The organism is Pseudomonas sp. WS 5011 (assembly GCF_012985775.1).
GTDB lineage: Bacteria > Pseudomonadota > Gammaproteobacteria > Pseudomonadales > Pseudomonadaceae > Aquipseudomonas > Aquipseudomonas peli.
Genome location: NZ_JAAQXA010000045.1, coordinates 1 through 7,899 on the forward strand (window position 1 = coordinate 1; position 7,899 = coordinate 7,899).

Genomic DNA, 7,899 nt, shown 5'->3' on the forward strand with positions numbered 1-7,899 from the left:
AGCGCTTCGATTTCAAATGCCCGATCGAAGTCATGGGAGAGGTGATGCAGGAAGCCTTGGCTATGCGGCATGATGCTCCGGCTTCAATTCAATAACCGTGTTGCACTCAGCTCCTGCAACCGCCCTGCTTCTGGCCGATTCTGTTGAAAAACTCCTCGACGATTTCTTCGTCGAAAGTACGTGGCCGAGGCTGAAATCGGATTCGTTGCTGTTATTGAGCAGCTCTAGAATTTCACGTAGCAGCGCTAGATTTGGAAGTTTTTCATGCGACGAAAAACCAGCTCAGCCTAGCCGCACATCAGCTTTTTCAACTGCATCTGCCGCTTTTTTTAGATTATGGCTACACCGCCTTCTGGCCAAATCTTATGCAATAGCTGGTCAGATCGAATGCAGCATATGGTCAATTGGAGTGCAATTTCGCATTCTGTACCCTCAGTCGGTCAGTTGAGCGAATCTATTGCTTACGCTGAAGATCATTTATGCAGTCGTCAGGCTATCGACACAGCCTCTGGTTTGATAACCCAATTTTGCATAGGCGCTGCTTGGAGATTTCTCGCTTGCCATAATTAAGGCCTGGTTTATAATTTATTAATTGGATTGTCATTTGGATGATTATTTTGCGTGAAAATAAACCATCTGATTGCAGATTGGCCGTCTGGCGTCATTGCCACTCAGAGCTGGTTACACCAGCACGGTGTTGGCAGCAGCCTGGCGCGTAAGTACCAGCAATCCGGTTGGATTGAGCGGATTGGCCATGGTGCCTGGCAGCGCCGTGGCGATAGCGTTGACTGGCTGGGAGGCGTATTTGGCTTGCAGCAGGACGGCCTCTTAAAAGTCTGGCCAGGCGGCCAAACTGCCCTTGCTTTGCAAGGCTATAGCCACTACCTGCCGCTAGGCGAGGATGTGGTGACCTTGTTTGCCCCCCCTGGTTTAAGACTGCCTGGCTGGTTCGCTGAACATAAGTGGGGGGTGTCGATTCGCTGCATTGCGGCCAATCTTTTCAGCGAGCTGGATTCCTCTGCCTGGCAAACCTTTAAGCCTGCTCATCGCGAGTTCGAGTTGCAGATTTCCTGTCCTGAGCGGGCGGTACTTGAGCTGATCCACGCCAGTGAAGATGAGGCATTGTTCAGTTCGGTAGCGGAGCTGCTAAACGGTTTGGCGACCTTGAGCCCCAGGCGTTTACAACGCTTGCTGGAGGCCTGTCGCTCAGTACGTGTGAAACGGGTGTTTCTGTTGCTGGCACGCCATTCTGGGCATGCGTGGTATTCCCGTCTCGACCTGACGCGAGTCGACCTGGGTACTGGAAAACGGCAGTTAATTGCGGGTGGGTGTCTGGACAAGCAATTTCTGATTACGGTGCCGGAGCAATTTGCTGATGCCTCTTGATGTTCGTTATGCAGCCCAGGTTCGTCTTTTAGTGCAGACGCTACCCTTGGTCGCGGTGGAAAACTGTTTTGCATTGAAAGGCGGAACCGCCATCAATCTATTCGTGCGCAATTTGCCTCGTCTTTCGGTTGATATCGACTTGGCCTACTTGCCGAATGCTTCACGGCAAGCAGCCTTAGATGATGCGCGTGCAGCACTGGGGCGTATTGCAGCATCCGTCGAGCGGGGCATGCCAGGCGTCAAAGCCACTCTGCAAACCAATCGACCGGATGAGCTGCGCATTCTTGTGCGCTCAGCAACGGCGCAGATCAAAGTCGAGGTTTCTCCGGTGCTGCGCGGTACTGTGCATCTGCCTGTGCAGCGGGATGTGGTAGCAGACGTCGAGGATGAGTTTGGCTTTGCCAGTATGCCGGTCGTGTCTTTGCCGGATCTCTACGGAGGTAAAATCTGCGCTGCACTCGACCGTCAGCATCCTCGTGATCTGTTTGATGTGATGCTGATGCTTAGGGAGGAGGGGCTTACACGGGAAATCTTTGAAGGTTTCCTCGTGTATCTAATCAGCCATGGCCGACCTATGGCCGATTTGTTGGAGCCACGTTGGAAACCTCTGAAGCAGATCTATCAAGCTGAGTTTTCTGGCATGACACGCGAGCTGGTCGGTCTGGAGCAGCTCGAAGCCACCCAGGTCGCGTTAATGGATGCGATTCGGGCGCAGATCGCGCATCGAGATGTCGCGTTTTTGTTATCACTTAAACGTGGCCAGCCTGACTGGACGCTGCTCGATCTGGCTGGTATTTCAGAGCTGCCAGCCGTTAACTGGAAACTTACAAATATTCGCGCCATGGCTGAAGGTAAGCGTGCAGAGTCCTTGGCTCGACTGGAGCAGGTTTTACAGCGTTTGATGGTGAATTCTGGACAGTAAATCTCCGTGGTTAAAAGCTCCTCATAACGCATTTGTTGGAAACCCATCCCTGTACGGTTGGTTTATTTTTTGTTCTAAAAAAGCACTGAAAGTTTATTTTAGGTGGGTTTTATAAACCCACTGGAGGCGGTGATTGATGTCTGAGCAGTCTGCACAAATCGAACGGATCATCGACGGCCTACAGCAGCAGTTTGCCGTCAGCCGAGTGGTTTGGTGGGAAGATCCGATGGGCGAGTTCAGCGAGACCTTGGAAGCGCTGACCTTGCAGAATGTTCAGGTTTTGCGCCGCTCGAAGACGCCAGCGCTGGCGATCAAGCAACAGGTCGAGTTGCTGAATCCGAGCGGCGTTTTCCTTATTTACGAAGACAGTGTTCGCCCTGGGCCAGAGCAGGATTGGTTGCTGGATATTCGACTGTATGCTGCGCCGTTTGCAGCGGATCGTACGTCCATGCTCTTGCAGGAACTGGGACTGCGTCAGCACAGTTTGCGTGAGCACCTGAAGCTGCGTAGCGCATTCTTCGCCAGCAAAGATCGGCTAGCCAAGCTCCAGCGCCTGCTCAATCCGGATGACGATGAGGCGGCGCTAGATCTGAAGATCCTCGCGGTGCTCGCGAAGGTTGAGCAGGCTGAATTGTTTGCAGTGCTTACGGCTATTTTTGCGACGTTGGCTGAAGCTGAGGAGCTGGAGAATAACCCCCTGTGGGAGTCGATCTGCAAGTTCGATATGCAACCAGTCTTCTGGCAACTGATGTTGCAGGCATTCGGCTATCAGCATGGCGAACCGTCCCTGCGGCATTTCCTGGTGCGGTTGTTTGCTACTGATATCGGGCATGCCTTGCATACCCAGGCCCCGACCAACCTCAAGGCTCTCCAGCTCAACCCCGCACGCGCTGCCAATGTCGCGGTCTTCTTGTCGCAGTGGCGCGATAGCACGTTGCGACAGCGTGCCTATGATCGCTTGTCCAAGCGAGTCGCCACAGATTTACGCCCGACAGAATTGCTGGCTCAGGTGCCATTGGAGGCGCTGATGGCCGTGAGTACCTTTGTTGATGTTGAGCGTCAGATTGCCGAGCGCTTACGCGATGCCGTACTCAACAACACCAGCGAAGCGGTTGGGTTAAAGCTGCGGGATATGGCCAGCCGACGCATGGATGGTTATTGGGCTAATCCTCGCTGGCCGGATAACGAGGACGCCAACCGTTCGGTTTGGTACGCCTACTACCGTTCTCTGATTGCAGCCTCCGAGCTGTTCGAGCTGAAGCTGCGTTACGCCGGTGGATTTTCGTTTGCCTCCGCTGAGGCCTGCTACAGCGCCTATACCGGTGAGCTATATCGTTTCGATCAGCTCTATCGGATGTATCACGAAGCTGCTGATGCTGTATACGCGCGCAGTCCGGATGCCTTGTCCCCGTTGACCTCGCGGGTTGAGCAGGACTACTTAAACGGCTTCCTGCAACCACTGGCTCAGAAGTGGGGCAGCTTCGTCGATGGCGGTCTGTTGCAACAGTGGCAATTGCCTGATGTACCCAATCAGCAAAATTTCTATACCGAGCAGGTGGATCGCTATTTGAAAGGGGGCGAAGATCGCCGGGTGTTCGTGGTGATTAGCGACGCGCTGCGCTATGAGGTGGCTCAGGAACTGAGTGAATCGCTCAATGGTAAGTACCGGTTCGCCGCAGAGCTAAGTAGCCAACTTGGCGTGCTGCCGTCCTACACCAAGCTCGGTATGGCTAGCCTGTTGCCGCACAAAGCACTGAGCTACACCGATGCGGGCTTGGTACAGGTGGATGGGCTGAGCAGTGATGGCCTGGAGGCTCGCAACAAGATTCTGTCCAGCGTGAATGGCTTGGCCCTGCGTGCCGAAGACTTCCTGACGATGAACAAGACCGATGGACGAGAGCTGATTAAACCGTACCGGGTGATTTACATCTATCACAACAAGATTGATGCCGTCGGTGATACAGCAAGTACCGAAAGCAGCACCTTCAGTGCTTGCCGCGATGCTATTGAAGAGTTGGAATCCATCGTAAGCCGCATCATCAATAATCTGAACGGCCATCGGGTGTTGGTCACCGCTGATCACGGCTTCCTGTTCCAGGATTCAGCGCTTGAGGCTTTAGACAAGAGCAAGCTGGTCACCAAGCCCTCTGGAGCTGTGGTCTCGAAAAAGCGCTATCTGATTGGTCGAAACCTGGGCATTAGCGACCAGGTGCATGCTGGCTACATCCGGAACACCGCAGGCATCAGCGATGACATGATGTTCTGGTCACCACGCGGGGTGAATCGTTTCCACTTTGTCGGTGGCGCACGGTTTATTCATGGCGGAGCTGCGTTGCAGGAAGTGGCTGTGCCAGTGCTCAAGGTGCAACAGGTGCGCGGCCAGAAGGCCAAAGACACGGCGGTGCGCAAGGCACAGGTCACGGTGCTGGGTAACAACTTCACTATCACCACCAACCGCTATGTGTTCAACCTGTTGCAGACAGAAGCGGTCTCTGAGCGGGTGCTGCCGGCAGTGCTGCGCGTAGGGCTATATGATGATGCCGGAGAGGCGGTATCAGCGGTGGAGCTGGTTTCCCTGGACAGCGACTCGCAGAATCTTGACCAGCGCCAACGCAAAGTGATTCTGACGCTATTGAACCGTCCGTTCTCTTCCAGTGAGCGCTATTTCTTTAAGCTGCTAGACGCCGAAACTGACGTTGAGCAGTTCCGAATTGATGTCCGTATCAACCTGGCGATTAGCAATGACTTTGACTTCTGATAGCGGCAATCTTGACCTGGATCTTGATGCTCTCCTGAACCGATTTTTTACCGGCAAAGTGGTGCGCAAGGATCTGACCAAGCGTTTGAAGGAAGGCATCAACGTGCCGGTGTACGTGCTTGAGTATCTGCTCGGCATGTACTGCGCCTCGGACAACGAGGAGGTCATTGCCGATGGCTTGGAAACCGTTAAGCGTATCCTCGCAGAAAACTACGTTCGCCCCGACGAGGCCGAAAAGGTTAAGTCGAAGATCCGCGAGCGCGGTAGTTTCAAAATCATCGACAAGGTTTCAGTCAGCCTGAACGAGCGTCGCGACATCTACCAAGCGCTATTCATGAACCTGGGTGTCAAAGATGCCGAGATCCCCAGTCGCTTTATCAAGGACTTCGAGAAGCTCCTCGCTGGTGGCATCTGGTGCATCGTGACCATGAATTATCACTTCGAGGAGGGTGGTAAAGGCTCGCCCTTCACTGTGCATGACCTCAAGCCCATCCAGATGCCAAACATGGACATGGACGCGTTGCTGGAAGCGCGCAAGGCGTTCAGTGAAAGCGAATGGATTGATGTGTTGCTGCGCTCAACCGGCATGGAACCAGCTCATTTCAATGAGCGCACGAAGTGGCATCTGCTCACTCGGATGATTGCCTTCGTCGAGAACAACTATAACTGCTGCGAGCTTGGCCCACGGGGGACAGGTAAGAGCCACATTTATAAGGAGGTCAGCCCAAACAGCATCCTAGTTTCCGGTGGCCAGACTACCGTTGCCAACCTCTTCTACAACATGTCGCGCAGGCAAGTCGGGTTGGTCGGGATGTGGGATGTGGTTGCCTTCGATGAGGTGGCAGGCATCTCGTTCAAGGACAAGGACGGCGTCCAGATCATGAAGGACTACATGGCCTCGGGCTCCTTCGCCCGTGGGCGTGATTCCATCTCAGCATCTGCGAGCATGATGTTTGTCGGCAACATCAACCAACCGGTGGACACCTTGGTTAAGACCAGTCACCTACTGGCACCGTTTCCAAGCGCGATGATCGACTCTGCGTTTTTCGACCGTTTCCATGCCTACATTCCAGGCTGGGAGGTTCCGAAGATGCGCCCTGAATTTTTCACCAATCGCTACGGGCTGATTACCGATTACTTGGCCGAGTTTATGCGCGAGATGCGCAAACGTAACTTTGCTGATGCCATCGACCGTTTCTTCAAGCTGGGCAACAACCTCAATCAGCGTGACACCATTGCTGTGCGCCGGACGGTCTCTGGCTTACTCAAGCTGCTACATCCGAGCGCTGACTACGACCGCGAAGCTGTACGCCGCTGCCTTGAGTATGCTTTGGAGACCCGGCGGCGGGTGAAGGAGCAGCTGAAGAAAATCGGTGGGATGGAATTCTTTGATGTCCACTTCTCGTACATCGACGCCGACACCTTGGAGGAAACATTCATCAGCGTGCCGGAGCAGGGCGGGGGCGGGCTGATTCCCGAAGGGCAAGGTAAGCCAGGAGCAATGCACTTGGTGTCGACTGGAGCCAATGGGCACCTGGGGCTTTACCGACTAGAAACCCAGATCACGGCTGGTAGCGGCAAACTGAATATGTCCGGCCTCGGAACCAGCTCTTCAGCTAAAGAGGCGCTGAAGGTTGCGTTCGATTACTTCAAAGCCAATATCAATCGCGTGAGCGCGGCATCCAAAGTAGGTGATCACGACTACCACCTGCATGCGGTTGAGCTTCATAACACCGGAGCCCCAAAGGCATTGACCCTCGCGGGCTTTGTTGCCTACTGCTCAGCGTTGATGCAGCGCCCACTACAAGCGCAGATGGTGGTGCTGGGGGACATGAGCCTGGGTGGCAACGTGGTACCAGTAGAGAACCTTGCCGAATGCATGCAGGTGGCTTTCGATGCCGGCGCAAAACGCATCCTGCTGCCCATGGCCAGCGTGACGGACATCCCTACAGTGCCAGGTGAGCTATTTGCCAAGTTTCAAACCAGTTTCTACAGCGATCCGGTAGATGCTGCGTTCAAGGCACTGGGTGTAAGTTGAGTGACTACTACTAGTCAGCGCGCAGAGGGCCGCGAAGGCCTGTAATGACAACACCGCTAAATCGCTCGCCGCCGCTTCTCCGCGCCATGGCCCGTAACCCTGTTAGGTTCTTGCCTGGCGTATGCAACTCAAGGTTGTCCGGGGTATCGAAGAGCCCGTCACATAGAACTCCTGCCTGTCTAATGCAACCAGCGCGATGCTGATTCACCGATAGGTGAAGGGGTTGAGCTGAGTGAACTCAGTATCCAAATAGAGCCGCATCAAGCGCGTTCCTTGGCTGTTCGAAGCGGCTAATCAGGGCGTGATGTGTCTTGGCCTATCGGGTTTCATCATAGGTATTCAGCTGAAGTCATCTAGTATACTGAACATACTTAAATGATATTCATTCTTATTTGTTGACGGTTGCACGACAGCTCGATACTATGAATTTGTTCTCGCGATTCCCCACATTAGTGGGGGTGTTACTGCACTGCCGCTTAGGCAGCTTAGAGAAAAGCAAAGCCCGTAAGAGCTGAGCGAAATGATGCAATTCCCCACGTTAGTGGGGGTGTTGTTCTCTGCCGTTTAGGCAGTTTAGAGAAAAGCAAAGCCCGTAAGAGCTGAGCGAAATGATGTAATTACCCACGTTAGTGGGGATGTTGTTCTCTGCCGTTTAGGCAGCTTAGAGAACCCGCCGCGTCAGGATAGTTGTCGTGTGAGTTGATTCGATGAGTCTTGGTCGGTGGGCGGAAGTGAGAGCCGTGTGGCGCGTTATTCGATAGAGCATCGGGAGTGGGTGGTGCGGCAGATGATGCC

4 protein-coding genes are annotated in these 7,899 nt (G+C 54.0%); all 4 read left to right on the forward strand.

Translation table 11 applies throughout. The annotated features are described in order from the left end of the window. Positions 1-621 precede the first annotated feature (621 nt). The 4 genes from HBN63_RS21055 (at position 622) to brxL (ending at position 7,104) form a co-directional block, all read left to right on the forward strand. A complete protein-coding gene (locus HBN63_RS21055; RefSeq protein ID WP_170050772.1) occupies positions 622-1,386 on the forward strand; it encodes a type IV toxin-antitoxin system AbiEi family antitoxin in 765 nt (254 codons plus the stop codon). Beyond that, the gene (locus HBN63_RS21060) at positions 1,376-2,308 is read left to right on the forward strand and encodes a nucleotidyl transferase AbiEii/AbiGii toxin family protein (protein ID WP_170050773.1); all 933 of its coding nucleotides are present in this window, start codon (positions 1,376-1,378) and stop codon (positions 2,306-2,308) included. Before HBN63_RS21055 ends, HBN63_RS21060 begins: the two co-directional genes overlap by 11 nt. A 136-nt stretch (positions 2,309-2,444) precedes the next feature. Further along, positions 2,445-5,066 carry a BREX-1 system phosphatase PglZ type A gene (gene pglZ, locus HBN63_RS21065; protein ID WP_170050774.1) on the forward strand — a complete coding sequence of 874 codons (2,622 nt, stop codon included), beginning with the start codon at positions 2,445-2,447 and terminating at the stop codon, positions 5,064-5,066. Then, complete coding sequence (brxL, locus tag HBN63_RS21070; protein ID WP_170050775.1) at positions 5,050-7,104, forward strand: protease Lon-related BREX system protein BrxL; 2,055 nt, start codon at positions 5,050-5,052, stop codon at positions 7,102-7,104. The genes pglZ and brxL overlap by 17 nt, the downstream gene beginning before the upstream one ends. Positions 7,105-7,899 lie beyond the last annotated feature (795 nt).